27 protein-coding genes are annotated in these 26,508 nt (G+C 68.1%); 6 read left to right on the forward strand and 21 right to left on the reverse strand.

Annotated features, from left to right (window positions below; translation table 11 throughout):
* From VN461_09560 to VN461_09600, 9 genes are all read right to left on the reverse strand, one after another.
* Positions 1 to 1,267, reverse strand: a 1,267-nt coding sequence (locus tag VN461_09560) for an ABC transporter permease subunit (protein HXB55016.1), incomplete at its 3' end; no start/stop codon positions are given.
* A 10-nt stretch (positions 1,268 to 1,277) separates the two neighbouring features.
* Positions 1,278 to 2,576, reverse strand: coding sequence for a nitrate/sulfonate/bicarbonate ABC transporter ATP-binding protein (locus tag VN461_09565; protein HXB55017.1), 1,299 nt, complete (start codon positions 2,574 to 2,576; stop codon positions 1,278 to 1,280).
* Positions 2,577 to 2,588: 12 nt separating this feature from the next.
* Entirely contained in the window at positions 2,589 to 3,014 is a 426-nt protein-coding gene (locus tag VN461_09570; protein ID HXB55018.1) for a thioesterase family protein, read from the reverse strand.
* A gap of 9 nt (positions 3,015 to 3,023) precedes the next feature.
* Positions 3,024 to 3,776, reverse strand: coding sequence for a creatininase family protein (locus VN461_09575; GenBank protein ID HXB55019.1), 753 nt, complete (start codon positions 3,774 to 3,776; stop codon positions 3,024 to 3,026).
* A gap of 119 nt (positions 3,777 to 3,895) precedes the next feature.
* Positions 3,896 to 4,378, reverse strand: coding sequence for a flavin reductase family protein (locus VN461_09580; protein ID HXB55020.1), 483 nt, complete (start codon positions 4,376 to 4,378; stop codon positions 3,896 to 3,898).
* 65 nt (positions 4,379 to 4,443) lie between these two features.
* Positions 4,444 to 5,448, reverse strand: coding sequence for a hypothetical protein (locus tag VN461_09585; protein ID HXB55021.1), 1,005 nt, complete (start codon positions 5,446 to 5,448; stop codon positions 4,444 to 4,446).
* A 5-nt stretch (positions 5,449 to 5,453) separates the two neighbouring features.
* Entirely contained in the window at positions 5,454 to 7,547 is a 2,094-nt protein-coding gene (locus tag VN461_09590; protein HXB55022.1) for a M1 family metallopeptidase, read from the reverse strand.
* A 125-nt stretch (positions 7,548 to 7,672) separates the two neighbouring features.
* Positions 7,673 to 8,278 (reverse strand): demethoxyubiquinone hydroxylase family protein, encoded by a 606-nt coding sequence (locus VN461_09595; protein ID HXB55023.1) that lies wholly within the window; start codon positions 8,276 to 8,278, stop codon positions 7,673 to 7,675.
* Positions 8,278 to 9,105 carry an outer membrane beta-barrel protein gene (locus tag VN461_09600; protein HXB55024.1) on the reverse strand — a complete coding sequence of 276 codons (828 nt, stop codon included), beginning with the start codon at positions 9,103 to 9,105 and terminating at the stop codon, positions 8,278 to 8,280. Before VN461_09600 ends, VN461_09595 begins: the two co-directional genes overlap by 1 nt.
* Positions 9,106 to 9,307: 202 nt before the next feature.
* Here VN461_09600 and VN461_09605 point away from each other — a divergent pair, with 202 nt between their 5' ends.
* Complete coding sequence (locus VN461_09605) at positions 9,308 to 9,715, forward strand: sigma factor-like helix-turn-helix DNA-binding protein (protein ID HXB55025.1); 408 nt, start codon at positions 9,308 to 9,310, stop codon at positions 9,713 to 9,715.
* Positions 9,716 to 9,758: 43 nt separating this feature from the next.
* Here the strand turns inward: VN461_09605 and VN461_09610 are convergent, their stop codons facing one another.
* The 7 genes from VN461_09610 to fabG form a co-directional block, all read right to left on the reverse strand.
* Positions 9,759 to 11,282: an NADH:flavin oxidoreductase gene (locus VN461_09610; protein HXB55026.1), complete on the reverse strand. Its 1,524-nt coding sequence runs from the start codon at positions 11,280 to 11,282 to the stop codon at positions 9,759 to 9,761.
* On the reverse strand, positions 11,176 to 11,628 hold the full coding sequence (locus VN461_09615) for a hypothetical protein (GenBank protein HXB55027.1): 453 nt from the start codon (positions 11,626 to 11,628) through the stop codon (positions 11,176 to 11,178). The genes VN461_09610 and VN461_09615 overlap by 107 nt, the downstream gene beginning before the upstream one ends.
* A 21-nt stretch (positions 11,629 to 11,649) precedes the next feature.
* Positions 11,650 to 12,777 carry an acyl-CoA dehydrogenase family protein gene (locus VN461_09620; protein HXB55028.1) on the reverse strand — a complete coding sequence of 376 codons (1,128 nt, stop codon included), beginning with the start codon at positions 12,775 to 12,777 and terminating at the stop codon, positions 11,650 to 11,652.
* 76 nt (positions 12,778 to 12,853) lie between these two features.
* On the reverse strand, positions 12,854 to 13,654 hold the full coding sequence (locus VN461_09625; protein ID HXB55029.1) for an enoyl-CoA hydratase family protein: 801 nt from the start codon (positions 13,652 to 13,654) through the stop codon (positions 12,854 to 12,856).
* On the reverse strand, positions 13,651 to 14,097 hold the full coding sequence (locus VN461_09630; protein ID HXB55030.1) for a MarR family transcriptional regulator: 447 nt from the start codon (positions 14,095 to 14,097) through the stop codon (positions 13,651 to 13,653). Before VN461_09630 ends, VN461_09625 begins: the two co-directional genes overlap by 4 nt.
* Positions 14,094 to 14,489: a RidA family protein gene (locus VN461_09635; GenBank protein ID HXB55031.1), complete on the reverse strand. Its 396-nt coding sequence runs from the start codon at positions 14,487 to 14,489 to the stop codon at positions 14,094 to 14,096. The genes VN461_09630 and VN461_09635 overlap by 4 nt, the downstream gene beginning before the upstream one ends.
* Positions 14,489 to 15,262, reverse strand: coding sequence for a 3-oxoacyl-ACP reductase FabG (gene fabG, locus VN461_09640; protein ID HXB55032.1), 774 nt, complete (start codon positions 15,260 to 15,262; stop codon positions 14,489 to 14,491). The genes VN461_09635 and fabG overlap by 1 nt, the downstream gene beginning before the upstream one ends.
* Before the next feature lie 74 nt (positions 15,263 to 15,336).
* Between fabG and VN461_09645 the strand changes: the two genes are divergently transcribed.
* The 5 genes from VN461_09645 to VN461_09665 all read left to right on the forward strand — a co-directional run bounded on the left by VN461_09645 (position 15,337) and on the right by VN461_09665 (position 21,774).
* Positions 15,337 to 15,774: a peroxiredoxin gene (locus tag VN461_09645; GenBank protein HXB55033.1), complete on the forward strand. Its 438-nt coding sequence runs from the start codon at positions 15,337 to 15,339 to the stop codon at positions 15,772 to 15,774.
* Between the two features lie 182 nt (positions 15,775 to 15,956).
* Positions 15,957 to 16,754, forward strand: coding sequence for a BON domain-containing protein (locus VN461_09650; protein HXB55034.1), 798 nt, complete (start codon positions 15,957 to 15,959; stop codon positions 16,752 to 16,754).
* 318 nt (positions 16,755 to 17,072) lie between these two features.
* A complete protein-coding gene (locus tag VN461_09655) occupies positions 17,073 to 18,557 on the forward strand; it encodes an amino acid permease (protein HXB55035.1) in 1,485 nt (494 codons plus the stop codon).
* Positions 18,558 to 18,670: 113 nt separating this feature from the next.
* Complete coding sequence (locus VN461_09660; GenBank protein HXB55036.1) at positions 18,671 to 20,836, forward strand: sodium-translocating pyrophosphatase; 2,166 nt, start codon at positions 18,671 to 18,673, stop codon at positions 20,834 to 20,836.
* Positions 20,837 to 20,973: 137 nt separating this feature from the next.
* Positions 20,974 to 21,774 carry a YdcF family protein gene (locus VN461_09665; protein HXB55037.1) on the forward strand — a complete coding sequence of 267 codons (801 nt, stop codon included), beginning with the start codon at positions 20,974 to 20,976 and terminating at the stop codon, positions 21,772 to 21,774.
* 98 nt (positions 21,775 to 21,872) lie between these two features.
* On the opposite strand, the gene VN461_09670 is transcribed toward VN461_09665, so the two are convergent.
* The 5 genes from VN461_09670 to VN461_09690 form a co-directional block, all read right to left on the reverse strand.
* A complete protein-coding gene (locus tag VN461_09670) occupies positions 21,873 to 22,364 on the reverse strand; it encodes a DUF2911 domain-containing protein (protein HXB55038.1) in 492 nt (163 codons plus the stop codon).
* Positions 22,365 to 22,497: 133 nt separating this feature from the next.
* On the reverse strand, positions 22,498 to 23,082 hold the full coding sequence (locus tag VN461_09675) for an arsinothricin resistance N-acetyltransferase ArsN1 family B (protein HXB55039.1): 585 nt from the start codon (positions 23,080 to 23,082) through the stop codon (positions 22,498 to 22,500).
* Complete coding sequence (locus tag VN461_09680) at positions 23,079 to 23,585, reverse strand: hypothetical protein (protein HXB55040.1); 507 nt, start codon at positions 23,583 to 23,585, stop codon at positions 23,079 to 23,081. The genes VN461_09675 and VN461_09680 overlap by 4 nt, the downstream gene beginning before the upstream one ends.
* The gene (locus VN461_09685; protein HXB55041.1) at positions 23,582 to 23,872 is read right to left on the reverse strand and encodes a hypothetical protein; all 291 of its coding nucleotides are present in this window, start codon (positions 23,870 to 23,872) and stop codon (positions 23,582 to 23,584) included. The genes VN461_09680 and VN461_09685 overlap by 4 nt, the downstream gene beginning before the upstream one ends.
* 105 nt (positions 23,873 to 23,977) lie before the next feature.
* Positions 23,978 to 26,413 (reverse strand): sulfatase, encoded by a 2,436-nt coding sequence (locus tag VN461_09690; GenBank protein HXB55042.1) that lies wholly within the window; start codon positions 26,411 to 26,413, stop codon positions 23,978 to 23,980.
* Positions 26,414 to 26,508 lie beyond the last annotated feature (95 nt).

A 26,508-nucleotide genomic window follows, 5' to 3' on the forward strand; every position in this document is an offset into this window, starting at 1 on the left:
TCGGAAAAAGCGCGGTGGCGGGGATGGATGCCGCCACTTGGGCTAGGGGTTGGGCAAGCCGGGCGAGGCGGGGGGAGAGGCCGATGCGCACGCCCACGGGGACGGTCCAGGCCAGGCCCAGCACGAGCGCGATCAGAACCCTCACGAAGGTCGCCCCCGTGCCGGCCGCGATCTCCAGCAGGTCGGCGCGGGACAACTGGGCCAAGAGGAGGACGGCCCGGAATATGGCGTAGGCGACCAGGGCCAGGAACACGGCCCCCACGACCCGGTTGAGGACGCGGCGTCCCCGCGGTTGGATGGGGACGGAGGCGGGAAGGACGGTGGATGCGGGGAGCCAGGCGAGCAGGCGGGCGTCTATGGGGCCCGTGACCCGCCGCTTGAACCAGGCCACCGCGGAGGAGCGGCGCAGAAGCTCCAGGACCGGCGCATGGGGCTGGGTCACGGCCTGAACCTGCTCGATCTTGAAACGGTCGGCCCAGGTGATGAGGGGGCGCCAGATCAAGAGGTCTAGGAGGACGATGACGGCGACGAGCACGAGAAGGCCCCACAGGATGTGGCGCATGTCCCCGGCGCTGGCCGCGGTCTGCAGGTACGAGCCCAGGCCGGGCAACCGGAAGTCGCGGCTGCCCAGGACAAACATCTCGCAAGCCATCAGGAAGAACCAGCCTCCGGCCACGGACATCATCGAGTTCCAGACAAGGCCGATGGCGGCGTGGGGGAGCACCAGCCGGCTGAACCGCTGCCAGCGTCCGAAGTGGCAGACGTAGGCTGCCTCCTCCAGGTCCCGGGGGATGGACTTGACGGAGGAATAGAACCCGAAGGCGAGGTTCCAGACCTGGCCCGTGAAGATGAGCACGATGGAGCCGAGCTCCACCCCGATCTCCCGGTGCGGGAAGAGCGCGACCATCGCCAGGACCACCCCGGGTAGGAAGCTCAGCACCGGGATGGACTGCAGCACGTCGAGGGCCGGGATCATGAACCGCTCGAGGCGGGGTCGGGTGGCGGCCAAGTAGCCGTAGACGAGGGCGAAGCCCAGGCTCAGCACATAGGCGAGGGCCATTCGCAGGAGGGAATAGCCGGCGTAGAGGGGGAGCCTCCGGGGGTCAAGGGAGATCTCGGGCCCGGGCACAAAGGGGGCGAGCCAGCGCTGGGCGAGGGCGATGACTCCGTAGAAAAGAGCGAGGCCGCAGGCAAAGACCAGGGGGTCGGCGAACCAAGCCCGCGAATCCGCCGGTCCGCGGGTCCCCCAGGGGATTAGGCGACGCACCGGCCCCTGCTCAAGCCTCGGTCAGAAAAAGCCGTCCCCGGTCCGCGTCGTAGTCCAGGAACCCGGCGTAGCGGCCCCAGTGGATGGCGGTGTCGAGCTGGCGCCGGGCCTCCTCCTCCGAGAAGTGCTCATCGAGGAGGTCGTGGAAGAACTCCTCGGGGAGAGTGCGGTCCGCCTTGGCCCGGAGCGCGCGATCGATCTGCCGCAGCAGGGGGACGCGCTGGAGAGCGGCCTCCCGGAACAGGGCCTTTCGGGTGTCCTTCTCCGCCTCCGCAAAAGCCCGTCCCTCGGGGGTGATCTCGACGTCGCCCTCGCTCACCCGCACGAAGCCGAGCAGGGCCGCCGCATCCAGGATGGGCAGGAGGTCGTCTGCCTCCATCACCAGGTCTTCGGCAATGCGGTAGACGTCGTCCCGCCCGCCGCGGTCGGAGAGGATCTCGAGCAGTCCCGAGACCCCGCCCGGCCGAGCGTGGGGGATCATCGGGTAGCGCTCGCGGGCGGGGCCGGCGGCGGGAGTGGGTTGCGCGCGGACCGTCTCCGGTTGGGTCAGGATCCGATAGGTATGGTCCACGAGCTCCAGGAACCGAGGGGCCTTGCGGTCACGGGGCCGGGGTAGGTCCACCACGATGCTAGCCCGGATGCGCCCGGGGTTGCTTCCGAAGAGGACCACCCTATCCGCGAGCAGCACCGTCTCCTCGATGTTGTGGGTCACCATGAAAATGGCACGGGTGGGGATCTTCTTGTCGAGCCAGAGATCCATCAGCTCGTCGCGCAGGGTCTCCGCGGTCAGCACGTCGAGGTTGGAAAAGGGCTCGTCCATGAAGAGCACCTCGGGCTGCACGACCAGGGCCCGCGCAAAACCAACCCGCTGCTTCATGCCTCCCGACAGTTCCTTCGGGTAGGCGCCCTCGAAACCGTCCAGCCCGACCGTGTTCAGGATGCGCAGGGCGCGCTTGTGCCTCTCGATTGGGCGCAGGCCGAGGGCCATCAGCGGCGCCTCCACGTTCTCGATCACGGTCAACCAGGGGAAGAGCGCGAAGCTTTGGAAGACCACGGCCACGTTGGGAACTTGGGTGCGCAGGGCGGCGCCGTGCCAGAGGACCTCGCCCGCGGAGGGAGCGGCGAGGCCGGCCAGGATGCGCAAGAGCGTGGACTTGCCGGAGCCGGAGGGCCCGAGGACGGCCACGATCTTGTCCGCCTCCACCGCGAGGTCGGTGGGCGCGATGACCTGGATGCGGTGCCCGTCGGGGCCGGCGAAGAACTTCTCGACCGCGCGAGCCTCGATAATGGGTCCGTTCGGAGCCTGCATGGGATGGCGCTCTCAGGAGGCGGGCTGGGCGGCCGGAGCTTCCATGGCCGCCTGGAGGCGCTCGCGCAGCCAGGCTGGGATGGCCGTCGGCTTGAAGGTCTTCATGTCCACGATCACGGCGGTGTTGCGGGCGCGGAAGACCGGCTTCCCCTGAACCGAGCCTTCATACCGGATCTGCACGGAAGAGGTCCCCACTCGCTCCACCACCACGCCCACGTCCACGCGGTCTCCGTAGTGGACGGGGGCGAAGAACTCCATCTCCACCTTGACCGTGGGCAGGCCCAGGCCCCCTTTGAAGACCTCGGGATAGGGGCGGCCCACGTGGCCGGTGAAGAAGTCCTCGAAGGATTCATGGAGAAAGTTCACGAGGTTGGGGTAGTAGGCGATCCCCGCGCCATCAAGGTCTCCGAAACGGACGAGGATCGAGGTTGTGAACAAGGTCAGGCGCTAGGCCTTGCTTCCCAGGTGCTCCATTACGGAGAGGGCGAGGATCTCCGAGAGGGCCTCGAATAGGTTCTCCCCTTCCTCCGCCGAGGCCGCGGTGGGGTCGCCGAAGTACGCATCCTCGCCCCCCGCCTCCGCGAAGGTCTTGGCGCCTTTCTTGAGCGCGGGCATGAGCCCGTCCATAGGCGGAAGGCTGATGCGGGTCTTCTCCCGGACCATGTCGGGGGCAGCCGCCATCATGAGCGAGGTCTCAAAGGCCCCCGCGTGGTCCCCGGCCAGGAAGGCTTCGCCTAGCTGCTCCGCCCAGCGCTTCTTGGTGAGGTCCGTGAAGCAGACACTGGCTCCCACCTTCCGCGCCTCCTCTACACCTTTCCTGACGGACTCCAGGTGCCCCGGCTCAAGGTGGATGTTGCAGAGAGCGACCGCTCGGAATCGCTTGGCCGTGCCCACGCAGAGGTCCCTCAGCAGGGCCGCCGCGGTGTCTGGAGACACGGTGATGGTCCCAGGGAATTCGGCCCCGTAGTCGGCTACCGTAAAAGCGACCGGGGGCAGGATGAGGGAGGGGATGCCGCGCTCCTTCAGCTTGGCTGCCCCCCGGCGTGCCATCTCGGTGGCGATCACGGTGTCGGTGGAGACGGGGAGGTGGGGGCCATGGGCCTCGGTGGCGCCCACGGGTAGGAGGGCGACCGGGCGGTCCTTCATCGCCTGCTCCACCTCGGTCCAGGTCATCTCGGAGATCACGATGTTCTCAGGCATGGTCCTCGAAGGATGGGTCTTCCTTCGCTCCTTTCCAGGCTTTTCAGGGGTTCTAAGGCGGTGATTCCAATTAGCGCCCCTTTATACTCGATCGCAGCGGCCTCCGCCAGCCGCCGCCCTCAACGTTCCGGGTCCAGGCGGCGGTATGAACTGCCATGGTAGAGCAGGGGACGGCCGGGCGACACTGCCAGCCGGAGGACCTCCCCCAAGTAGATGGTGTGATCGCCGCCCACATGGGCCGAGGCCACGCGGCACTCGATGTGGACGAGGGCGCCCGGGAGGAGGGGCACGCCGCTCTCTCCCGCGAGCAGGGAGAGCCCGCTGAATTTCTCGTCCCCGCCCCCCGCGAAGCGGCGCGACATCGGCTCCTGGTCCTCGGCCAGAACGCTGACCCCGAACAGGCCGGAGGTGAGCAGTCCCGGGTTCACCTCGGAGCGCCGGTCCACGCATACGAGGACGAGCGGGGGCTCGAGGCTCACCGAACAGAAGGCGCTCACCGTGAGCCCCTGGGGCCGGCCGGCGGCGTCGCGGGTGGTCACCACCGTGACGCCGCTCGCGAACTGGCCGAGGGCCCTTCGGAACGACTGGGAGTCGAGAGGCATGGGGCAGTCTGGGGTCGAACCACGACCTTGTGGATTTTAGACCAGTTCGATCGGGAGGATCCCCGTCAAGAGCCGCTCGAGAAGCGGCGATAGAGCGCCACCTGGGAGGCCAGGAGGGAGAGGCGGAGGCCAATCCGGAACAGCACGAAGACCTGGCCCAGGGCCAAGGTGACGAGCTGTGTCCGGTAGCCCACCGTCTCCCACCGGCTGTCCACCGCATTCCAAACCAAGATCAGAAGCCCGCCCAGGACGCCCACCGTCACGTACTGGCCGGCCGCGCGCCCCAAGTTGCGCAGGCAAAAGGAGATGGAGGACAGGAAGGCCAGAAGGGCGCTCGAACGCTCCTCCACCACCATCGCCACCTTCGCGTACGAGGAGACCATATGCACGAAGAGCAGGGCCAGCAGCAGCAAACCGTACCGTCCCAGCGACCAGGCGAGGGCGGCCCGTTCCGACACCGTCTCCCGCGCTTGACCGTCGACCCAGCGTGCGAGGGGCCCGTTCAGGCCGAAGACGAGGCCGGCAGCAAGGAGGGCGAGAAGAGCAAGCCGGAGGAAGCGGCCAAAATAGAAACCGGAGCCGTGAAGAAGGCCGCGGATCGTCCAGCCTCCTTGGGGAGCGCGGAAAACGCCGAGCAGACCGCCCGTCAGGAAGGTTTGAAGGAGGAGGTAGACGACGCCCAAGCCGAGGATGACGGGATCGACGGCGCGGGGGTTGGCCGGGTCCGGCTCATCGCCGTTCTCCTCCCGTCGGGCCGAGAAGAGGCGGGCGGGCAGGTCTCCCTGGAGAAGAAGCTCCAGGTTCCGAAAAGCGAACCCCGCTCCAAAAATCTCGGGCCCGAAGCTCCCCGTCCAGCCCTTCTGCTCGTCCCACCAGTGGCTCCACCAGGCGTAGTCGAATCCGTACATCATGTTCGCGCCGGCGTCGGTTTGGTGGAGATCCCGCTCCAAGACCCCGGCCAAGGGGACGGCCAGCACAGCCGCGAGGCCGAGGTTGATGACGAGGAGCAAGACGGCGAGGCCACTGTTCCGCCGCACGGCCCGGAAACCCTCCCGCAGGGCGTCGATCATGGCGCTCACCCGAGGATGGAGTGCAGCTCCAGCAGGTTCTGGAGCCAGAACATCCAGCGTGCCGACCACTTGAGGGCCGCGCGGCGGGCGGTGCCCTCCTCCTCCACCCACGTGTTATTGGCGGGGTTAACGTCGATGACGAGCTTGCCCTGGGGATCGACGACCGCCCGCACCACCTTGGCCGGCCCGTGGTAGGAGAAGCGCTTCCATCGATATTGGCCGTCCCAGGTCTCGTTCACCCTCCGCCCGTCCGCGAACTCCACGAGCACCTCCACCGGCAGCTTGACCCCGCCCAGGCGACGGACCGTGACCTCGGAGTCGTAGGGGCCCTGGCCCTTCTTCTTCCCGCCCCCGGGGACGAGGACGGGAACACCCTCCGGACCATCCTTGAATCCCTCGAGGACTCGCTGCGGCTTGTTCTCCACGGAAATGGCGTAGTCGCAAAGGTCACTCGAGAACCAGGTTTGGTCGAAGAACCAGCGGTAGTCCTGGCCGGTGACTTCGTTGACGGTGGATATGAAGTCCTCGGTCGTGGGGTGCCCGAAAGTGAATCTCCGGGCGTACGTGCGAAGGACGCGGGTCATGGTCTCGTCGCCGAGGAGGGCCTCCAGGGTCTGCAGGGTGAGCGCAGGCTTGCCGTAGGAGTTGACGCGGTAGGAGTCCGCGCTTCGGTACTCCCAAGCCCGCCGGACCATCAGGTCGCTCCGCCCCGTCCGACGCAGGCCGGAGAGATCCTCCTGCCCCCGCCCGATCCAAACCCCCGGGGCCACCACCGGCCAGCCGCTGCGGGCGCCGCGTCCGGCCTGGGGACCGAAGTAGCGATGCCCCCACCCCCGAGGGCCGAGGGCGAAGAACGCGCCCTCGGTGGTGTGATATGTGTTGAAGCCCTCGTCGAGCCAGGCCTCTTCGAATTCGTTGTTGCCCACCAGGGCGTACCAGAACTGGTGACCTGCCTCGTGGATCGTCACCCCCTCCGGGCTCTGGAGGGCGGGGGGGGCCCAGACGTAAGCGCCCCCCGTGAAGAGGGTGGGGTACTCCATTCCCCCCGAGGCGGATCCCCAGGCCGGGTCCACCACCGTGAGCTGCGGGTAAGGGTAGGGGACGGACCAGGCCCCGTGGCTGCGCAAGGCGATCTTCGTGGCCTCGAGGTAGCGCTCGGCCAGGTGGGCGTGCTCGGGCTGGACGAGAAGCCGGATGTCCACCGGGGGGTAACCGGGGTCCGCGAACCGGCTCGTGCGCTCCAGAAAACGCTGGCTGGCGGTCCACGCGAAGTCGTGCACGTCCTCCTGCACGTAGCGCAGGGTCTCGGTCCCATCCGGGTTCTCCGTGCGGTCCTTACGCAGGCCGGTGGCGCCGACCACGTAGCCCCGGGGCAAGGTCAAACGGACGTCGTAGACACCGTAGTCGGCGAAGAACTCGGTGGTGGCGTGAAACTGGTGACAGTTCCAGCCTCCTTTCCAGTAGACGCCGATCTTGGGAAACCACTGGACGATGAAGTGATAGTCGTGGACCCAGCCCGCGCGGCCCACGTTGCCGTAGGGGATACGCGCTGTCCACTCGACCTCGAAGCGGGCGGTGGCCCCGGGCGCGAGGGGGGTCTTCGCGGAGACCTCCATCACCGTCCGGTCCTCGGGGTTCCCGTCGTCGGGCTGGATGTAGTGGAGACTCGCTGTGAGGTCCTCGGCGTGCTCGCCAAGGAGGCGGATGGAGCGGACCTGGATGTAGCCGAAGCGGCGGTCGCCCTCCGATTCCGGACCCGGGCGGGCCGCCCGGCGTCCTTGGCCGCGGGCGGAGGTGGAGAGGTTGTTGCGGAAGGCGTTCCAGTAGAGGTGGAACGGGAAGGTGGCGAGAGTGGAGTCGCTGGTGTTCCGCCACTCGAGCACCAGATGACCCTCGATCGTGTGCGCCCTAGGCAGGAGGCGGGCCTCGATCGTGTAGTTGGCATTCCGTGCGGAGTGCACGGGCAGGGGCGGCAGGGGATACGACGCCTCCAGCGGAGGCAGCTTGAATAAGGGGCCTTGGTCACCCCGGGTGGGCTCCCAAGAGAATGGCAGAAGGCTCAGGCCGCCAAGGGTCAGGACGATGGCTCGAAGCCGCATCAGATCCCCTCCGCGTGGGGTCGGGACCGCGTGGAAACGACAGGTTCCGGATTCTACATCGGGCGGGGGGGGCGTCTACCGCTGCCCGATCCGTGGCCCCCGCCAGGAGGGGTCGTCGGGCTCGGCTAGCTCGGGGTGGCCGTCCTGGTTTCATCCCCGGCGGGGGGTGCGGGAGGCGCAGGGACCGGCTGATCCCCCGGCCGGAAGCCGGGGAAGGGGCCGCGGATGCTTTCCTTGGGACCGGGAATCCGCCAGCGGGGCAAGTACTTACTCCAGGGATGCCCGACCGTTTTCTCCCGGAAATACCGTTCGTGTTCCCATTCCACTTCGGCCATGGTCAGCAGGCAGTCGATGAGTTCGGGATGACCGCAGTCGCGAGCGTAGAGGGCGGCGTCTTCGTACTCCTTTACGTTGCTGCTCTCCAGCCGCCCGGCTCCGTACATGGGCAGGAGCCAGCCCACGAGGTGACACGCGGTGCCCAGGGTCCGCCCGATGATGAAAAAGACCAGCTCGCGGACCGCGCGCGGGCCTGCCTCGAGACCACGGAGCATGTCCCCTACCAGCTGCCGGTGGTGCCACTCTTCCTCCTCGATCTCCCGGATGCGCGTCCGCTCCGCGACGTCCCGGAGCGAATGCCAGTGCCCACGGTAGGCGTATCCGGCGGCCAGCTCGCCGGAGTAGGCGAGCTGGAGCTGGGCGACCAGGCGCTCTCGGGCCGTCCCCGCCGCCATCAAAAACCCACGGCTATGCCCGCCGTGACCTGGAAGAACTTGGGAGCAAAGACCACCGGGGGCAGGCGGCGCTCAACTTCGTGCAGCAGAGCCTCCTCGAACCCAGAGAGGGGGCGCGGGTCGGCCCGGCCCCAGTTGAGGCGTTCCTCGCCGAATTGGAAATAGCGGCCCTCCGCAAGGAGGGCGACGTGGGGCGCCAGCTTGACTTGCCCGCCCCCTCCCACATTCCAGCCCCAGTGACCCTCGTCCACATTCTGGGCCCGAAAAGCGAGGGTCGCGACGTCGATTTGAAAACTCCGGCCCAGGCCGGTGACACCCAGCCCCACGGTCTGCGTGACCCCGAAGCCGAAGGCCGGGAGGTAGCTGGCTCCCCCGGACAGGGTGAGTCGAACCGAGCCGGGCGTCCGGATCTTCACGTTCAGCGAGAGGGGGCGGAGCCGGTCCAAGTTCACGGTCCCTGTGCCCAGGTCCAGATCGCTGGAAAGAGGGGGGAGGGGGGCGGGAAGGGCCACGCTCACCTGGTAACGCGCGCCCGTCGTGCGCACGTCCGCGCCCGCGGTGTCGATTCGAGCTTCCAACCCTACCGGGCCTAGGAAGTACCAGGCGAGTCCGCCGCCGAAAGCGAGCCCGCCTTTGGCCTCGAGCGAGAAGACGCCCTGCTGCTGAATGGTGACGCCACGAAAGGGAGGGACCAGAGTGCCCGGGTCATAGCGGAAGGTCTGATCGTAGAAGGGCACGGCCGGCCCGACATAACCGGCGAGTTCGATGTCCCCGGCGAAGGCCGCAACGGGCAACAGACAGGCCACCAGGCTCAGGCCGAGTCTCATGCCCCCCCAAGTCTACACGGAGGCGGAGCAGGCGTGCACGGGAGGGCGGTCGGCCCCCTCCCTTTGGTGCCTCGTCAGTCGATGGTTCGGAGTCGGCCTCTTCGACGCGCCGTTCACGCTTCCCGCGGCGTCCGCCAAACGTCGGCGGGGGTCTCGACCTTCACGTGCTTTATTTTCGGCCCTCCTGGCCGTAGCGCCCGTCATGTGGGCGAGTCAGGATGTCACGGTACCACGAACCGACGCCGAGTCCGGTCCAATAGGTCATGGGCAGCCTCTGCTCGGGTCGCAACCGGCTGCCGGGCGTCGCTTTCAGTCAAGCGCTCCGATCAACTCCAGCGCCATCTCGGCAGGCCCTGACCGGCGAGTTGCGGAGGCTCTCGGAGGTCGCGATCGACCCCTTCCCGGAAGATACCGCTCCCTCTTCGTGTTCCGCGAGGTGGAGGGCCTGAGCATGGCCGAGACCGCGGACTGCTTAAAGGTCAGCCCGGAAACCGTGAAGACGCGGCTTCTTCGGGCCCGCGGACTCCTCCGAGAAGAGCTCCTCGCGCGCGCGGGATCGTTACCGCGGATGCCTGCTCCTTCCACCTCTCGCGCTGCGACCGAGTGGTGACGGGGGGATTCGCCCGCCTGCGGCGGCCCGCCATTCACCGACGTCAGGCAGGAGAGCGGCTCCGGAAGGTTCCCCTCGGGTCGAAGGCCCGGTCCGGCTGCCAGACGGCGGGGGTCAGTCGCTTCCGGTGGTCGTCTTCGGGCTTCGGCCAAAGCGTGCAGGTCACCACCCGGTGGTGCTGATCCTCTTGCTCGCAGAACGGGCAGAACACGCACGCCCGCGAGTTGAGGTCGGCGCCGGCCAGCCACTTCCGAGGCAAGTCGGGGTCGGCTAGCAGGGCCCGCGCCATGCCCACGATGTCCGCCTTTTCTTCGCGCAGGATGGACTCCGCCTGCTCGAAGGTGTGGATCTTGCCGGCGGTGACTACGGGGATCGAAAAGCCCGCCCCCCGCAGTGCCCCCCGGATTCCCGCGGCCAGGTAGGCGTTGACTCCGACCGGGTCCTTCTTGTCCCGGGGGATGCACTTGTGCCCGCTGTGGCCGGTGTAGGGGTAGACGGCCTCCCCGATCGGGGGCTGCCGGGCGTCGTCGAACTTCCCGCCCCGGGAGATGGAGAGGAAATCGAGGCCGGCCCGGGCCAGCTCGACCCCAATCCGCTCTGCCTCCTCGAGGTCGTTGCCCGCAATCTTGCCGTCATCGCCCAGGATGTCCTCGGAGCCGAGGTACCGGCAGCCCAGGAGGAAGTCCTCGCCCACCGCCCCCCTCACCTCCTCGATCACCTCGCGGGCCAGCCGCATCCGGTTCTCGAAGCTGCCCCCATAGCGGTCGGTGCGGGGGTTGGTCACGGACAGGAAGGAGGCGATGGTATAGGCGTGCGCGAAATGGAGCTCTACGCCGTCGAAGCCGCAGGCCCGGGCGCGCCGGGCCGCCGCCGCGAACCATCCCGGGATCCGCTGAATCTCCGCGAGGTCAAGGTCCGCCACCGTCTGCCGGTAGCCAAAGAGGAAGTCACGGCGCTGACGCGGGTGGGGCAGATAGGTCTCGAGGTTGGCCTCGAACTCCTGGTCGCTTACATCCAGTACCGACGGGAGGAGCCGCCCCCGCGTCACCATGCCTTCCATGAAGACGCGGGTGGTCTTGCGGGCGGCGACCTTCAGGAAGTCGATGATCTGGGGAATGATCAAGGAGCGGCAGGCCAAGCGCATCTCCGCGACCAGGGCCTTGAGCCCGGGTACGAAGCGGTCGTGGCTGAGGCGGAGGAGGGGACCGCTGGCCACGTCCCGGATGCCAATGGCCTCGAGCACGATCATGCCCGGGGCCCCAAGGGCATAGCGAAGATAAATCTCGCGCACCGCGTCCGTCACCACCCCATCCTCGGTGGCCCGCCAGGTGACCATGGCGGGAAGCCAGATCCGGTTGGGCAGGACCCGGCCCCCTTTTCCGATGGGCAGAGGCCTGAAGAGGCGGGCGCGGGCGCGCTCGGGGTCGACCGCGTTCAGCGGGAGATCGGGCGTGAGCGCGTCAGTCTGCGTCCTCGTCGTCCTCCTCCTCTCCCATCTCGCTCTCGAGGCCGCTGTCCATGAGGCGACGCCGAAGGGCGTCGAAGCCGCGGCGGTCGGGAGGAGCACCCTCCCGGTAGGACTCCAGGAGTTCCTCCAGACGGGACACCCGGCGCGTGAGCTGCCCGATGGTGTCGAGATCGATGCGGGCCTCTCCGGCCTGGGCCCGCTTGAAGGCCCCGGCATCCCCGAATGCCCCCAGGAGCTCGAGCAGGCGGGTGCTCAGGCTGTCCGCGGCCTCGGCCAGCTCGCCTTGGAGGAGGGAGTCCTGGACGAGGCCGAGGGCATCCTCGATGTCCTCGTCCCGCCAGTCCACTCTCAAGCCTGCCCAGGTCTCCGGGGAGAGGACTAGGCCCTCGGGGCCCTCGTCCGCCGCTGCCGCCACCTCCCCGCACAAGTCAACGATTCGTCCCATGGTCGGCCCCCTGCCGCCGCGCTAGCGGCTCTCCTTCAGGATGGATTCCGCGATCACGAGCTTCTGGATCTCGCTCGTCCCCTCATAGATCCGCAGGGAGCGCACCTCACGGTAGAGGCGCTCCACCGTGGACCCCCGCAGCACGCCCTGGCCGCCGTGGATCTGAACCGCACGGTCCACCACCCGCTGGGCCATCTCCGTGGCCGCCAGCTTGGCTACGGCTCCCTCGCGCACGATCCGTTCCGCCCCCCGGTCCTTGGTCCAGGCCGCGTGCCGCACGAGCAGCCGGGCCGCGGTGAGTTCCACGTGCATATCGGCGAGGGCCATCTGCGTCGCCTGGAAGTAGGACAGGGGGTGCCCGAACTGGCGCCGCCCGAGCGCCCACCGCACCGCTTCATCCAAGGCGCGTGCGGCTAAACCGCAGGCGGCCGCCCCTACGGTGGGCCGAAGGGTGTCGAGGGTGGCCAGGGCCAGGGTGTAGCCCTTGCCCTCGGTGCCCAGGAGCACGGCGGGGGTGGCGTCGAAGCGGACCTCGCCGAGGGGATGGGAGGCCATGGTCTCGAGGGGTTTCACGGTCAGGCGGGGGGCCTCCGCGTCGACCAGAAACATGGAGAGACCGCGGTAGCCAGGGGACTCCGAACTGCGGGCGAGCACCGTGTAGAGGCCCGCGATCCCGGCGTTTGAGATGAGGGTCTTGATCCCGCTCAATCGCCAGAGCGCACCATCGCGCTCCGCCCGTGTCCGAACGGCGGCCAAATCGGAGCCAGCCTCCGGCTCGCTGACCGCGAACGCACAGAGGACCTCTCCTGCGGAGACGGCGGGGAGCCAGCGGTTTTTCTGAACATCCGTGCCGGCAAGGCTCAGGGGGTGGGAGCCGAGTCCTTGCATGGCGAAGGCGGTGTCGGCCAGGGAGGAGAAATAGGCGAGGCCCTCGCGCACCGTTACCAGCGAGCGCAGGTCCATGGTCCCGAACGGCGCGGGCACCGCTGCTTCCAGGATCTTCGCGCGGGCAAGCGCAGCCACGATTTCCCGCGTGCGACCAGCGGGATCAGACTCATCGGCGGCTCCCCCCCGCAGGCGCTTGTCCCCGAAGGTGCGGACCTTGTCCGCCAGCTGCCGGTGGCGGTCGTCCAGGAAGGGCTCCTCCATCGTCAGCGGGCCTCCCCCCGCCCCCGTGCCCGGCCCGTTTTCCCCCCGCTCCCAGCGGGGAACATTTCGGGATGGATCATTCCGGGGCGCCCTCGAACCGCGGCTTGCGCTTCTCCATGAAAGCAGCGAAGCCCTCGTGGAAGTCGGGGGCCCGCATGAGCTCGGCCTGGACGCGGGCCTCTCGGTCCAACGCGGACTCCAGGTCCAAGTGCAGCTCCTCGTTTAGGGACTGCTTGGTGGCGGCGAGACCGGCGGCGGGGCCCCGGCGGAGGCGGTCCACGAGAGCGGAGGTCTCCCCGGCCAGGTGTTCCGGCGCGACCACCCGGTTGTAGAGGCCGATGCGCAGGGCCTCGGAGGCGTCGATGAAGTCTCCCGTCATCAACAGCTCGGTGGCCCGACCCAGGCCCACCACCCGAGGGAGCAGGTGAGCGGCCCCCATGTCCGCTCCCGCGAGGCCAACCCGCACGAACAGAAAGGCGATGCGGGCGGTGTCGGCGGCCACGCGCAGGTCCGCGGCCAGGGCAATGGCCGCGCCGGCCCCGGCCACCGTTCCGTTCAGGGAGGCCACGATGGGCCGGGGGAGGGCGCGCATGGCCCGGATCAGGTCGCAGGTGAGTTGGGTGAACTCCAGCAGGCCCTTGGCGTCCCGGTGCAGGAGGTCGCCGATGATCTCCTTGACATCCCCGCCCGTGCAAAAGGCCCGCCCGGTCCCGGTCAGGACCACGACCCGAACGTCCTTGCGGTCGGCCAAGGCGCGAAAGGTGTCGGTCAGCTCCCGGTAGACTTGAAAGGTGAGCGAGTTCAAGGTCTCGGGTCGGTTGAGGGTGAGCGTGGCCACTCCGCCCGACTCCCCGTAAAGGAAGCTCCGGGTCTTCATGCCTGACCGTCCAGGGCGTGGATCAGGCAGCGAAGGGCTTCGCGCAGACGGGTAAGGTCGGGGGCGGAGACGGGGGCGAGGACGAGCTCCAGATCCCGTCGGTGACGAGGGATGGCCTGCTCCATCACTCGGTGTCCGCGGGAGGTGAGGCGGACCCGGACCGCCCGCCGGTCCTCGGGTACGGGCCGTCGCTCCACCAGCCGTCGGCGGGCCAGGCGGTCCACGATGCCGGTGACGTTCCCCGCCGTGACCAGGAGTTCGCGGGTGAGCTCACCGGGGGTCATGCCCGGAGGCCGGCGGTAGAGCTGGGCCAGCACGTCGAACTGGGGCAGGGTCAGATGCTGGGGGATGGTCCGCCGGACGCGCGGCAGCATCAGACCGTGGGCTTTGAGCAAGCGCAGCCAGACGGAGACGGCCAGGCCCGGGCCGGGGGTCGTCTTCATATGAGGGCCACCGCCTCGATCTCCACCCGGGCGTCGTCCTCCAAAAGCGACTTCACCTCCACCAGCGTCATGGCCGGGAAGTGCTTGCCCATCCGATGTCGGTAGGCCTCGCCGATCGCCTTTGCACGGTCCCGGTACTCCTGCTTGTTCGTAACGTAGAGGACGAGCCGGGCCACCGACTCCGGCCGTCCCCCCGCGGCCCAGACCACGTCCAGTACGTTGTCGAGGGCCTGCGCGAACTGGGCGACGAGGTCGTCGGAGACCAGGTGTCCTCCGCGGTTCCAGCCGATCTGCCCGGCCACGAACAATAGTTCGCCCGTGCCTTTCATCCCGTTGCTATAGCCGCGGGGCGGGGCCAGGGACTCGGGATTGATGGGGGAGAGAAGGGGCATCAGACCACCGTGCCGCCATCCACGTTGAGGCCCTGGCCGGTAATGCCCCGCGCCTCCTCCCCGCACAGGAAGAGGGCGAGGGCGGCCACCTCTTCCGCGCTCACCATCCGCTTCTGGGGGCTCATCTCCTCTAGCTTCTTCCGCACCTCGCCATTGGACAGGCCCGTCTTCCCCGCGATGCGCGTTATCCCCTGCTCGGTCATGGAGGTGTCCACATAGCCGGGGCAAATGGCATTGACCGTCACCCCGCTTAGCGCCATCTCCAGGGCCGCCACCTTAGTGAGCCCGAGCAGACCGTGCTTGCTGGCGGTATAGGCGGCGATGTAGGGCATGGCCGACTTGCCGGCGATGGAGGCAATGTTGATGACGCGACCCCAGCCCCTGCGTGCCATCTCGGGCAGGGCCTCGCGCAGGCAGAAGAAGGGGCCGCTCAGGTTGACGGCCAGGACCGCGCCCCAGGTCTCGTCGGAGGTCTTGACCAGGGGCGCGGAGGGCGCGATGCCCGCGCCATTGACCAGGATGTCGAGGGGGCCCAGAGCCTGACGCGCGCTCTTGAACATCGCGCGCACGTCCTCCGCTTGGCCCACGTCGGCCGCGATGGCGTGCGCTCGTGCCCCGAGGCGGAGGGCCTCCTCCGCCACCGCTTCGACCTCCGCCCGCGTGCGGGCCGCCACCGCCACCTCTACCCCCGCGCGGGCCAGAGCCAGGGCGGTGGCCCGGCCGATACCCCGCCCCCCGCCCGTCACCAGCGCCCGCCTGCCGACCAAGCCCATGATGCTTGAAATGTAAAGTAAAGTTGGGGCCCAAGTCAAGGCGCGGGCGTATAATGCCCGCGGGAGGACTGGCCATGCTGGAGATAGGGGCGGTGGCCCCGGACTTCGAGGTGGAGGATCACACGGGGAAGAGGGTTCGCCTCTCCCAGTATCGGGGGCGCCCGGTCGTGCTCTGGTTCTACCCCAAGGCCGACACCCCCGGTTGAACCGCCGAGGGTTGCGGGTTCCGCGACCGAATCAAGCAGTACGAGGAGCGCGGCGTCCAGATTCTGGGCATCAGCTTTGACACCGTTCCCGACAACGCCGCCTTCGCCAAGAAGTTCGAGTTCAACTTCCCCCTTCTCTGCGACACCACCCGCTCGGTGGGCCTCGCCTATGGGGCCTGCGACGACGCGACCGCCCCCACCGCCCGCCGGATCAGCTACCTGATCGGGCCGGATGGCCGGGTGAAGAAGGCTTACCCGAAGGTGAACGCCGCTGCCCATCCCGAGGAGATCCTGAAGGATCTCTGAGGGGCGTCCTCCGGGAGGGACGGTGGCGTCGCGCGCTGTCCAACGATAGGAACGGCCGCCGCCCTTCCGCTGCCCGCAAGCCCAACCCTAGCGCGAGTTCGTCGTTCGTGCTCCCTGGCAGGAAGCTTGCTTTACCCTGGATGCGGGCCTGCCGGGGGCGGGGCACGTTAGGAGACCTGAGCGTGACATTTTTTTGCAGTTCCGCGGTCATGAGGCGGGGGGGACTCGTGGCGCTGGCCCTGATCGCCTCCGTGCTGCGCACGACTCCCGCCTTCTCCGAAGAGGAGGCCCTGCGGAGGCGCGTGGAAGCCCGACTCGCCAAAGCCGGACTCGAAACAAACGCCGACATACAGGTGGAAGTGAAGGACGGCTCCGTCATCTTGACGGGCGCCGCCCCCACTGTCGATGCCTTGCGAGCCGCGGAGAGAGCGGCCCGCAAGGAGGCCAGGGTAGTGGACAACCGGCTCGCGGTCATGCCCGCCGAGCCCCGCTCCGACAGCGAGATCCACAAGGCGGTGAGGGACGCGATCCTCCTTTATCCGAACCTTACGGTTTTCGACAGCGTGGAACTGGGCGTGGAGAAAGGCGTCGTGGTGTTGCAGGGCTCCGTGAGGGAGCCCTACCGCGGAAGCGACATAGAGAACCGAGTGGCAAAGGTTCCCGGCGTGCGCGAGATCAAGAACGAAATCGCCGTCCAACCGGTGTCGTTCTTTGACGCAAGGCTGCGGGCCGGCCTCTTCCGTTCCATCTATGGGGACGAGATGTTCCTCCGCTACGCCCAACAGGCCAATCCCCCGATCCACATCATCGTGGACCGGGGCCATGTCACGTTGACCGGCTACGTGGGCAGCGCGGTCGAGCAGGCGGTGCTGGGATCGATCGCTCGCCAGAGCTTGGCCTTCAGCGTCGACAATCAAGTCAAGATCGACGGCGAAGCGGCCGGGGAAGCCAGCGGCAGGACCGCCCCCAGCGGGAGCTGAGTCCCTCTCTCGCTCCTGACCCGGCTAGGGTCCCGGGACCTCGGCCCCGGGGGCCGGGTCCTTTGTCTTTTGACCCCGGATCCCCTATCCTTGGCCAGCCTTTCCTGACCGGCGATCCAATCGGAAGCGCATCCTCGCGGGGGGGCCGTCGCGGGTTGACGGACGCCAGCGGGCGGGCTTAGGCTCTAGCCTCTTGTCGGCCGCGCTGGTCACCGAGCCCTGGGACTCAGCGTCGGGTCGTTTGCGGGAACTACGGAGGCTTGACTCGTGGCCAACCAGCTGTTCGCGCGAAAACCCCTGGCCCTGCTCCTCGAGGAGATGAAGGGGGAGAACCGGCTGCGCCGGGTCCTGGGGCCCGTCCAGCTCTCCGCCCTCGGCATCGGCGCCGTGATTGGCACCGGCATCTTCGTGCTCACCGGCCAAGCCGCCCACGACCGCACCGGCCCCGCGCTCATGCTGTCGTTCGTGGCTTCGGGCACGGCCTGCATCTTCGCTGCCCTCTGCTACGCCGAGTTCGCGTCGATGGTGCCGGTGGCGGGTTCCGCCTACACCTACGCCTACGCCACCATGGGCGAGCTGTTCGCCTGGATCATCGGGTGGGATCTGATCTTGGAGTACGCCGTGGCTTCGATGACAGTGGCCCACGGGTGGTCGAAGAACTTTCAGGACATCCTTGCCGTCTTCGGGGTGCATCTGCCCAAGGCCCTCTCCAGCTCGCCCTTCGACTATGATCCCTCGCTCGGCCATTTCGTGGGCACGGGCAGCGTGCTCGATCTGCCCGGGATCTGTATCGCGGCCCTGGTCACCTGGGTTCTCGTGATCGGAATCAAGGAGAGCGCGGCCTTCAATACCACCATGGTGGCCATCAAAGTGGTCATCGTTCTCTTCGTGATCGGGGTGGGTTCCTTCTACGTCAACCCCGCGAATTGGCACCCCTTCGCCCCCTACGGCTTGACCGGGGTGGGTTTCTTCGGCCACACCCTTTTCGGGCAGACGGGAAAGGGGGGCGAGCCCCTGGGGATGCTGGCCGGGGCGGCGGTGATCTTTTTCGCCTACATTGGCTTCGATTCGGTCTCCACCCACGCGGAGGAAGCCCGAAACCCACGCAAGGATGTCCCCGTCGGCATCATCGCCTCCCTGGTGATCTGCACCGTCCTTTACATCGCGGTGGCCGCGATCCTGACCGGGATGGTGCCCTACGACAAGATCAACATCGAGACACCGGTGTCGGATGCCTTCCGGCAGGTCGGTCTCCCCTGGGCTCGCTTTCTGGTGAGCGTGGGGGCCATGACGGGAATCACCTCCGTCCTGCTCGTCATGATGCTGAGCCAGCCGCGCGTCTGGCTGGCCATGGCCAGGGACGGCCTCTTCCCGGAGTCGTTCTTCGGCGCCGTGCACGAGAAGTACCGGACACCCTGGAAGGCCACCATCCTCACGGGCGTGGCCGTGGCCCTGGGGGCGGCCTTCCTACCCCTACGGGCCCTGGCCGATCTCACCAACATCGGGACGCTGTTCGCCTTCGTGGTCGTGTGCATTGCGGTCTTGATCATGAGAGTCATAAATCCGGAGGCGGAGCGTCCCTTCCGGGCCCCTCTCTATCCCCTGGTGCCCATCCTCGGCATCTTGACCTGCCTCATCCTGATGTTCTCCCTGGCCAAGGAGAACTGGTACCGACTCTTCGCCTGGCTCGCGATCGGCTTCGTCATCTACTTCGGCTACGGCAAGAAGCACAGTGTGATGGCGCGGCTGCGGGCGGAGGAAGCGGCGGCGTCCGGGCCGCGGGCGGTGGCCGGCAAGAACTGAGGCCCGAGCGCTCGCGCCGGGGTTGACGGGCGCGGGCTTGGGGGCTTAATCTCCCGCGTCTTTCCATTGGGCATCCGCCCGGAGCCCCGCACAAGCTTGGAAACGGAGGCGTCATGCAGGTCGAATCGGTACTGCCGCTCGTCCTGGGAATCAGCCTTCTCTCCCTGGGGGTGGCGGTTTTCCTGGCCCGGCAAGTCCTGGCCGCGGACACGGGCAAGCCGGAGATGCGGGCGATATCGGACGCCATCCGGGAGGGAGCAGAGGCCTTCCTCTCCCGGCAATACCGAACGATAGCCCTCCTTTCCCTGGTGGCCGCCGCCGCCATCTTCGGCTTCTACTACAGTGACCGAGACGTGAAAAACATCGCGGAGATGGGCGAAGGAACGTTCTGGAAGGTGACCCTCTCGTTCCTCATCGGTGCTCTCTGCTCGGCTATCGCTGGTTACGTCGGGATGTTCGTCTCTATCCGCGCCAACATCCGCACCGCCGCCGCGGCCATGACCAGCCTCAACCAAGCCCTGCGGATCGCGCTGCGGGGAGGGGCGGTCAGCGGCCTCACGGTGGTGGCTACGAGCCTCCTGGGGGTGGGCGGCCTCTTCTACCTCTTCGGGGGGATGCACGATTACCGGCACGTTCCCCTCCAAATCGTGGGCTTCGGCTTCGGGGCCAGCTTTGTGGCTCTCTTCGCCCAGCTTGGGGGCGGGATCTACACCAAGGCCGCGGATGTGGGGGCCGACCTCGTGGGCAAAGTCGAAGCCGGGATCCCGGAGGACGACCCGCGCAACCCCGCCGTGGTGGCTGATCTGGTGGGTGACAACGTGGGGGATTGCGCGGGCCGCGGGGCCGACCTCTTCGAGTCCACCGCCGCGGAGAACGTGGGGGCCATGATCCTGGGGATCGCGCTCTTCCCGGTCTTCGGGCTGGGGGGGATCCTCTTCCCCCTCTTGGCGCGCGCCTTTGGGCTCATCGCCACCATCGTGGGGGTCTTCACCGTCAGCTGTCGCGAGGACGAAGATCCCATGAACGCCCTGAACCGCGGCTACTTGGTCACGACCGTGCTGGCCATGGTCGGTTTCGGCGTGTCTGTCTTCACCCTCTTGCGGCCCGCCCCCGGCTCGGGCGCCATCGTCCATCGCCCCTACCTGCTCTTGGCGGGCATCGTCGGGATCCTGGCTGCTTACGCCTTCGTCTGGATCACGCAGTACTACACGGAGTACAAGTACCGGCCGGTGCGCTCCATTGCCGAGGCCAGCCGGACCGGAGCCGCCACCAACATCATCACCGGCCTCGCCGTGGGCTTCGAGTGCACGGGCCTGCCCGTAATCGTGATCTCCGCCGCCCTCATGGCTGCATACTGGTGCGGCAAGATGGGTCTGGGAGAGGTGCCGGGAGCGGGTCTCTACGGAACCGCCATCGCCACGATGGGCATGCTCGCTCCTTGTGCTTACATCCTGGCCATGGACACCTTCGGGCCCATCACCGACAACGCGGGCGGGATCATCGAGATGTCCAAGCAGCCGGAAGAGATCCGGCGGAAGACCGACCGTCTGGACGCCGTGGGCAACACCACCAAAGCCCTCACCAAGGGCTACGCCATCGGCTCCGCCGCTCTCGCCGCTTTCCTGCTCTTCCGGGCCTATCTAGACGAGGTCGAGAAGATCACCGGGAGCACGATCCGTGTAGACCTCACCCGGGTCCCCGTATTCGTGGGAGGTTTGCTGGGGGCGACCTTGGTCTTTGTCTTCAGCGCTCTGGCCATTCGGGCGGTGGGGAAGGCGGCCCAAGTGGTGATCTCCGAGGTGCGCCGCCAATTCAAGGCCGACCCAGGGATCATGGCCGGGACCTCCAAGCCCGACTACGCACGCTGCGTCGACATCGTCACCGCGGGGGCGCTGCGGGAGATGGTGGCTCCCGGGCTCCTTGCCGTCCTCACCCCGGTGGCGGTTGGCTTTTCCTTCCGCTACTTGTCCCCCTACGGCCAGACCGGCGCGGAGTCGGTGGCGGCGCTGCTCATGGTGGGGACGATCAGCGGCATCCTCTTGGCCACGGTCATGAACAACGGCGGGGGAGCCTGGGACAACGCGAAGAAGTACATAGAGTCGGGGCTCTTCACCGTGGACGGCCAGGTCGTCGGGAAGAAGTCCGAAGCCCACAAGGCGGCGGTGGTGGGCGATACGGTCGGCGATCCCTTCAAGGATACTGCTGGCCCCTCGCTGCATGTGCTCATCAAGCTGCTCTCGACCATCACTCTCGTGCTCGCGCCCCTGTTCATCGTTTGAACGCGGACGGAGGATGGTGACGTCCGTTCTTCGCGCGCATCGCGGCTTGGGCATCGCTCGCGGGGGAGTTCCGGATCCCGGGGGCAGGGCTCGGCGGGAGCACCCGCCCCTGCTGCTCGCGATGCCACGCCCTCCTCATGGCCAATCGCGCCCCTGACTCATTTTGGCCCCGGGCCGCCACCGGCCTGGCCCTGGGCGCTCTCACCGGGCTCGTGGCCCACGAACTGGAGCTCCTCTCCGTGCTCTCGATCTGGGGCGATCGCGCGCTCATCGTGGTCGGGGGGGGGATCCTGGGGGCCGTCATCGGGTGCACGCGGTGGCGGGGGTTGATCGGGGCGGCCGCCGGGGGTGCGGTCGGCTTGTGGCTACTGGTGGCGTTCACCCCCCTCTGCGCCCTCTTGGCCCAGGGCCTCCCTCGGCGTGATCCGGTGGGGCGGGCGGATGCGATCTTCGTCCTCGCCTCCCGTCTCCAGGCCGACGGCGAGCCTACCCCGGACGCCCTGAGCCGCCTCCTCCATGCCCTGGAGCTCCTGGGTCAGAGCTTGGCCCCCCGCCTGATCCTCTCCGAGCAGCGGCCGCCGGCGCGGTCCTACGCGGAGGCGGCCCGGCCCATCCTCGATCATCTGGGCCTGCGGACCGAGCTTCTGACCGTGGGCCCCGTTCGCAACACCCACGATGAAGCGGAGGCGGTGGGTGCTCTCTTCCGCATGCGGGGCTGGAAGCGGCTGCTGGTCGTCACCTCGCCCACCCATTCCCGCCGGGCTTGCGCGGCCCTCGAGCACGAGGGAATCGTGGTGCTGTCCTCACCGTCGATGGAGACTCGCTTCGACCTCGAGACCTTGGACCGGGCCGACGACCGGTTGGTCGCCTTCGGCAGCCTCATCCACGAGCGGGTCGGCTTTTGGGTCTACCGCCGCCGGGGCTGGATCCTTCACTGAGGGAGGGGGTGCGGTGTCGCACCCCCTCTACCCGCCCCCCGGGCCATCGCCCGGGAGCGCAGCCCGCTGCCGGGGGGCGGGGCGCACGTGCGGGGGGGCTACTTGGCCGAGAAGTCGGTCTTGAGGGCGGTGGTTCCCCAGGACAGGCTGAACTCGCCCTTGTTCTTGTCGCCCTTGACCTCGATGGTCAGGGCCTCGACGCTCGCCGGCAGCTTCGACGGGGTGAGCGGGACTTCCGCCACCTTGGTTTTCTCCTTGTCCGCCTTGGTGACGTTGAGCTGCCACTTGTCCTCCCCCAGCTTGGTGGCGGTGAGAACGTACTCACCCTTGGGTACGGCCGTGCTCCCGAAGCTGAGGTCGGCCTCGGTCTTGAGGGTGGTGGGAGCGTCGGCCCCCATGCGCCAGGGCTTGCCGACCTCGGCCTGGGCCAGCATGTCCCGTCCCTTAAGGTTGGGTCGGCCGTAGTCGATCGAGACGACCTTACCCGCGACCGTGGCCTTGGCCTCGCCGCGATCCGCGCCGTGGGCTTGGGCGGAGATGGCAAGGGCCAGGACACCGGAGAACAAACCAAAGCGCTTCATCATCATCATCAGTGACCTCCCGTGGACCCCAGAGACCTCGATCTTAGGACGCGATCGCCGGCGGGAGCAACCGGAAGGGTCCCGGAAAGGCCACTCCCGCGCCACACGCTCGGGCCACGGCCCCTGGGGGGCGGCCTCCCGGTCAGCGGAGGCCTGCCTCGGCGGCCCGCAAGCTTCCCTGCCATTCCGTTGTTTTTTCCACTTCCGGGAGCGGCCGGGGTTGGGCGGGGTCGGCGGTCGCTCCCTGGAGGGCGAGCTGCCAGAAACCCACGTCGTGCCAGTGGCCGAGTTTGAAGCCGGCCTCCTTGAAGACGCCGACCGGCTCGAAGCCCAGGCGCTCGTGGGTGGCGACGCTGGCCGGGTTGGGGAGGGTGATCCCGGCATAGGCGCGGTAGTAGCCGGCGAGGCGCAGTCCGGTCAGAAGTGCGGTGTAGAGCGCCCGGGCCACGCCCTTACCCCGATGGGGCGCCGCCACGTAGACCGTGGTCTCGACCGCCCACTGGTAGGCGGGGCGCGCGCGGAAGGGGCCCGCATAGGCATAGCCCTGGATCTCACCATCCGCCTCGCAAACAAGCCAGGGGGTCCGCGCCGTGATCTTTCGGACGCGCTCTCGGAACTCCTCGACCGAAGGCGGCGCCAGTTCGAACGAGATGGGCGTCTCGCGCACGAGGGGGGCGTAGATCTCAAGCATGGGCCCGGCGTCCGTGTCCCGGGCCAGACGGATCACGGCCGGCGTAGGAGGAGGAACCCCGTCGCCACCAGGGCGCTGGCCTTGAGGACGTCGGCTCCCAGGAAAGCGGCGTGCAGAAGGCCGAACGGGCGGGCGTCCTCCGGGCGTAGGGGACGCGGGGCGAAGTCCAGGGCGCGGCCCCGCTCGGCCAGGGGGCCGAGGGCGGCGGCTTGCGCAAGGACGAGCACCAGGGCCAGACCCGAGAGTAGCCTTGAGAGGCCGCCCCCCGGCCAGAGCAGAGCCAAAAGGGCTGCCCCGAGCCCCAGCTGCACCACGGCCCAGGACCGGAACATCCAGCGGTTGAGCTCGGCCCCGAGGTGGCGCAGGGCGGCCCGGCGATCCGGTGGTGCGACCCCAGCCAGCTTTTCCGAGAGCTCGGGCCGCCCGCCGGGGCCGAGCACCCGGTCGACGGCGCGGAGGTTAATGGTGGCCATGACCCACGAACCAGCCAGGACTCCCACCCAGGCGCCGAGGAGCAGGAGCGCCAGCTTCCACCTCATTCGTTGTCGAAAGGATTCGGGGGTCGGCCCGTGGGGTCGGCGGCCGCACGCTTCTTGGCCTCCTCAAACTTCTTGTCCAGGATCTCTCGTGCGTGCTTCGTCTGCTGGACGGAGCGCGCGAATTTCTCGTCGAGAAGGCTCTTCTGGGACTGGACGCGGTTCACGAGGTCGTCGAAGTCCCGCATGGGCTCCTTCTTCTTGTCCACCCAGACCACGGACTGCGTCTCGGGATCGACCTTCAGCTGGGCCTCGCAGCAGGGGCAAGTGATGTCGAGGGCTTCAGGCATGATCGGATTGTAACCCCAAGCTGGCTTTGCTTTCCTGCCCGCTGCCCCGCGGCGCGCGGCAAGAACCCTAGCGCCGGCTCCCTCGAGCTTGGCCCCCAAGCGTGACTACTGGATGTAGCCCAGGGCACGGAGGCGTTCCAGCTCTTCCTTCCCCAGCCCCTCCCGTGTTTTCGAGTCGGGCGGAAGGCGGGCCGCTTCCGCCATCCGCCGCCACGCTTCGAGCTCGCTGGCCAGGCGCTTGACGATCTCAGGCTCTTCGGCAGCAAGGTCCGACTTGTCGAGCGAGTCCTTCCCGTGATTGTAGAGCTCGTACTCGGGGCGTCCGGCCAGGCCGTTCGTGTTGTGAACCAGCTTCCAGCCGTCGCGGATGATGGCGAAGGACTCCGCATCCCTCGGCGGTGGCCCCCCGCCCTCTCGCGTCGCTTCCTTCTCGATCACCGCCGGCCACGCTTTAGGCGCCGTCGCCGGGTTGGCGGTCCCCGACGACGTTGTCGACAGGAGGGGGAGGAGGCTGTGGCCCTGGACGCCCTTGGGCACGGGCAGCCGGCTCATCTCGAGCAGGGTGGGCATCACGTCGATGGCCTGGACGGTCTGCTCGACTACCGCGCCCGCCACGACCGTGCCCGGACGCCACAGGATAAGGGGAACATTCGAGAGCTCGCCGTAGGTGCTTTGGCCGTGGAACATCCGTCCATGCTCCAGGAATTCCTCCCCGTGGTCCGCGGTGTAGACAACTAGCGTCCGGCGGTCCAGCCCCAGATTCCGCAAACCCTCGAGCAGCCGGGCGATCTCCGGGTCCATCCCTCGGATCGCCCCGTCGTACCAGCCGAGCTCGTAGTCTACGTAGGCCTCGGGGTTCAACCCCGCCCGCCGCAAGTCGTCCCGGCTCGGCATTTGGAACGCCCTCATGGTGGGGTCGGCGATGAACTTGTGAACCTCCTTCGCCTGCCGCTCGTGCTCGGCCTCGCCCGCGCGGTCCGCCCACAGCCCGTCGTAGGGGGGGTACGGCCGGTAGGGGTCGTGCGGATCTTGGACGTGGAGGAAGACAAAGAAGGGCACGTCACGGTGGGTCTCGAGCCAGGGTAGGAGGCGATCCACGTAGACGCGGGCGGTCTTGCTCGTCCTCGCCTCTCCCTTGATGGAGCCGTTCTCCTGGACCTCCTCGAACCCCTTGTGTAGGTTCGTGAAGCGGCCGGTGAAGAGACCCGACGACATGGAGAGGGTCGCGTAACCCGCCTCTCGATAGATCTCAGCTAACGTGACCGCGGAATTGGGAAGGCGATCACTGAAGTCGTGGACGCCATGGGTCGCGGGGTACAGCGAGGTGAGGAGAGAGGGCGTCGAGACTTTTGTCCACGTCGCCTGCACCACGGCGTCGCGGAAGAGAGTCCCCTCCGAGGCCAGGCGGCGGATCGTGGGCCCGGTCGGCCGGCCGTAGCCATAGATGTCGAGATGGTCGCGCCGGAGGGTGTCCACCCAAATCAGGACGACGCCCTGCGGCGGATCGCCGGGGGCCTTGGCGGGCGCGGCCGGCCGCGGCCTCCCGCCCCGGCTGCGGACGACGGGTGCGCCCCAGAGACCCAGGACGCCGGGTTTGCCCCCCGCGAGGGAGAGGGTGAGGGAGACCCTACGGTTCGCGTATTCGTGCAAGTCCACGGGGGCGGCGTCCCAGCGGTGGGGCGTCGTGACCGTCCGCTCCAGGAGCACGGCGTCTCTGCTCCCATCGTCCACCGCGACCCGAAAGGCCACCGGTTCCTCATCGAGCGTGCCCACCGCGAGATCGAGCCATGGTCTCTCCGGGAGATCTAGCGTGAAGCGTACCGTCTCCGGCGTTCGCGCCACGATCGTCTCGCGATAGAACTCCGAAAGCCCCTGCCACGCGATCCCGGACGGGACTGAGGCCAGGTGCTCCCTTCGGGAGACAATGCGGAACGCCTCGATCTCGAATTGGGCCCCCGCCACGTTGGTGGGACGGACAAAGACGTGAAGGGTTCGCGACAGCGGGATCCCGCGGGCAGTGTGAATCACGTAGCTCCGAACATCGTCGCCCGCGATGATGGGTGTGGCCAGCGTCCAGAAGTTATTGTTGGGCTGCTGGGCAACCTCGGCTAGATCGACGTGCTCCTGGCCCGAGAAAGCGATGTACAGGTTCGTCCCCGCGGAGGCCCGGAGACGGATCTCGACGGCTTCCAGCACGTCGCTGCCTCCCAGACCCGGCTTCCCCAGGAAGTGGACCACGGGGCCGGGGGATGTGGTGTGTCCTTGCAGCCGGCCGTTACGGAGGGCGAGCCCCGCCACGCCGGGGCCGGCCTCCCAGCCCCCCGGGCCTCGCGCTCCGGCGGCGGGCGCATCGAACCGCCATTCGTTCGGGGGCGCGGCCGAGGGTGACGCGGGGGAGTGGCCGAGGACCAGTTCCGGCCGGAACAAATCGACGAGACGGATCGTGATCGGTGCAGGCTTGCGGCTGCATCCCACCGTGGCCGCCGCGGCGCACAGGATCAGCAACGGGGCCCCACCAGGGGAGCGGCGAATGCGGGACATGCCTTTCCTTGAAGGAAGAATGAATTGCCTGCAGAGACTACGGCCGGGGGTGGACAGAATCAAGTGGCGTCGGCGGGACGACCCGAGGCCTCTCT

It is taken from the genome of Vicinamibacteria bacterium, from assembly GCA_035570235.1.
Lineage (GTDB): Bacteria > Acidobacteriota > Vicinamibacteria > Fen-336 > Fen-336 > DATMML01.

Excerpts from the sequence above, each read along its gene's own strand:
- VN461_09660 (HXB55036.1), top strand. The coding sequence starts at position 18,671 with ATGCAGGTCGAATCGGTACTGCCGCTCGTCCTGGGAATCAGCCTTCTC.
- VN461_09585 (HXB55021.1), bottom strand. The coding sequence starts at position 5,448 with ATGATCGACGCCCTGCGGGAGGGTTTCCGGGCCGTGCGGCGGAACAGT.
- VN461_09680 (HXB55040.1), bottom strand. The coding sequence starts at position 23,585 with ATGAGGTGGAAGCTGGCGCTCCTGCTCCTCGGCGCCTGGGTGGGAGTC.
- VN461_09655 (HXB55035.1), top strand. The coding sequence starts at position 17,073 with ATGAAGGGGGAGAACCGGCTGCGCCGGGTCCTGGGGCCCGTCCAGCTC.
- VN461_09625 (HXB55029.1), bottom strand. The coding sequence starts at position 13,654 with ATGAAGACCCGGAGCTTCCTTTACGGGGAGTCGGGCGGAGTGGCCACG.
- VN461_09565 (HXB55017.1), bottom strand. The coding sequence starts at position 2,576 with ATGCAGGCTCCGAACGGACCCATTATCGAGGCTCGCGCGGTCGAGAAG.
- VN461_09630 (HXB55030.1), bottom strand. The coding sequence starts at position 14,097 with ATGAAGACGACCCCCGGCCCGGGCCTGGCCGTCTCCGTCTGGCTGCGC.
- VN461_09690 (HXB55042.1), bottom strand. The coding sequence starts at position 26,413 with ATGTCCCGCATTCGCCGCTCCCCTGGTGGGGCCCCGTTGCTGATCCTG.
- VN461_09615 (HXB55027.1), bottom strand. The coding sequence starts at position 11,628 with ATGGGACGAATCGTTGACTTGTGCGGGGAGGTGGCGGCAGCGGCGGAC.
- VN461_09665 (HXB55037.1), top strand. The coding sequence starts at position 20,974 with ATGGCCAATCGCGCCCCTGACTCATTTTGGCCCCGGGCCGCCACCGGC.
- VN461_09605 (HXB55025.1), top strand. The coding sequence starts at position 9,308 with ATGTGGGCGAGTCAGGATGTCACGGTACCACGAACCGACGCCGAGTCC.
- VN461_09595 (HXB55023.1), bottom strand. The coding sequence starts at position 8,278 with ATGGCGGCGGGGACGGCCCGAGAGCGCCTGGTCGCCCAGCTCCAGCTC.
- VN461_09575 (HXB55019.1), bottom strand. The coding sequence starts at position 3,776 with ATGCCTGAGAACATCGTGATCTCCGAGATGACCTGGACCGAGGTGGAG.
- VN461_09635 (HXB55031.1), bottom strand. The coding sequence starts at position 14,489 with ATGCCCCTTCTCTCCCCCATCAATCCCGAGTCCCTGGCCCCGCCCCGC.
- fabG (HXB55032.1), bottom strand. The coding sequence starts at position 15,262 with ATGGGCTTGGTCGGCAGGCGGGCGCTGGTGACGGGCGGGGGGCGGGGT.
- VN461_09600 (HXB55024.1), bottom strand. The coding sequence starts at position 9,105 with ATGAGACTCGGCCTGAGCCTGGTGGCCTGTCTGTTGCCCGTTGCGGCC.
- VN461_09670 (HXB55038.1), bottom strand. The coding sequence starts at position 22,364 with ATGATGATGATGAAGCGCTTTGGTTTGTTCTCCGGTGTCCTGGCCCTT.
- VN461_09685 (HXB55041.1), bottom strand. The coding sequence starts at position 23,872 with ATGCCTGAAGCCCTCGACATCACTTGCCCCTGCTGCGAGGCCCAGCTG.
- VN461_09620 (HXB55028.1), bottom strand. The coding sequence starts at position 12,777 with ATGGAGGAGCCCTTCCTGGACGACCGCCACCGGCAGCTGGCGGACAAG.
- VN461_09580 (HXB55020.1), bottom strand. The coding sequence starts at position 4,378 with ATGCCTCTCGACTCCCAGTCGTTCCGAAGGGCCCTCGGCCAGTTCGCG.
- VN461_09590 (HXB55022.1), bottom strand. The coding sequence starts at position 7,547 with ATGCGGCTTCGAGCCATCGTCCTGACCCTTGGCGGCCTGAGCCTTCTG.